Origin of the sequence: Methylobacterium sp. WL116, from assembly GCF_008039455.1 — a bacterium.
In the GTDB taxonomy this organism is placed as follows: domain Bacteria; phylum Pseudomonadota; class Alphaproteobacteria; order Rhizobiales; family Beijerinckiaceae; genus Methylobacterium.
In genome coordinates this window covers 1-863 of record NZ_VRUV01000964.1, presented here as the reverse complement: position 1 = coordinate 863, position 863 = coordinate 1, and the positions used below count along the sequence as shown (strand labels likewise).

2 protein-coding genes are annotated in these 863 nt (G+C 76.5%); both read left to right on the top strand.

Going from position 1 to position 863, the window contains the following annotated elements:
* The coding region (locus FV223_RS28805; protein WP_147730019.1) for a DUF1214 domain-containing protein at positions 1 to 265 on the top strand (265 nt) is incomplete at its 5' end.
* Positions 253 to 863 (top strand): hypothetical protein (locus FV223_RS28800; protein ID WP_147730018.1); only part of this gene is annotated, 611 nt, incomplete at its 3' end. The genes FV223_RS28805 and FV223_RS28800, both read left to right, overlap by 13 nt.

Sequence of the window (863 nt, the reverse complement as noted above, 5' to 3'; positions counted from 1 at the left end):
GGTGGCCGGCCGCGGCGCGCCCGAGCCCGGCCGCCAGCCGGTACGCGAGGGCTTCACCGCCACCGAGATCCTGCGCGAGGCCGACGGGCGCTTCGCGATCCTCCTCGGCCCCGAGGTCGAGCCCGGCAACTGGCTGCCGAGCCCGCGCGCCAGCGGGCCGATCCGGCTGGCGCTGCGCCTCTACGACACCCCCGTGGCCGCCAGCGCCGGGACGCTCGACCGCGACGCCGTCCCGGCCATCACCCGGACGGGATGCGCCTCGTGAACCTGCGCGTCATCTACGCCACCGCCTGCGGGCTGGCGCTCGCCGGCATCGTCCACGTGGCGACGGTGCTCGCGATTCCCGCCCTGTCGGAGACCGACGCCCTCACCCGCGCCCGCTCCAGCGAGAGCCTGGAGCACCCGCAGCGGGTCTACACGCTGGCGACCCACGGCGAGGCGGCGCCGGCCGAGGCGTGGCTGCCGATCCCCGACCCGTCGGTCGCAGTCGGCGTCTGCGCCTACGACCTGGACGACGGCCCGATGCGGGTCTCGGCCCGCACCGGCGCGATGATGCTGTCGCTGGCGGTGCACGGGCGGAAGGGCGCCTTCTACGCGGTGACCGACCAGGCGGCGGTGCGCGGCGCCCTCGACCTCGTGGTGCTGACCCGGGCGCAGTACGACGCGGCGCTCGCCAGCGACGACGAGAACGAGCCGAGCCGCGACGTGCGGATCGTCGCCCCGAGCGACCAGGGATTCGTCGTGGTCCGCGTCATCGCCGCCCTGCCGAGCCAGCGGCAGGCCGCCAACGACGCGGTGCAGGCGGTCTCCTGCACCACCGACAGCCCGGACGAGCCGGATCCCGACCCGGCGCCGGCCAGCGC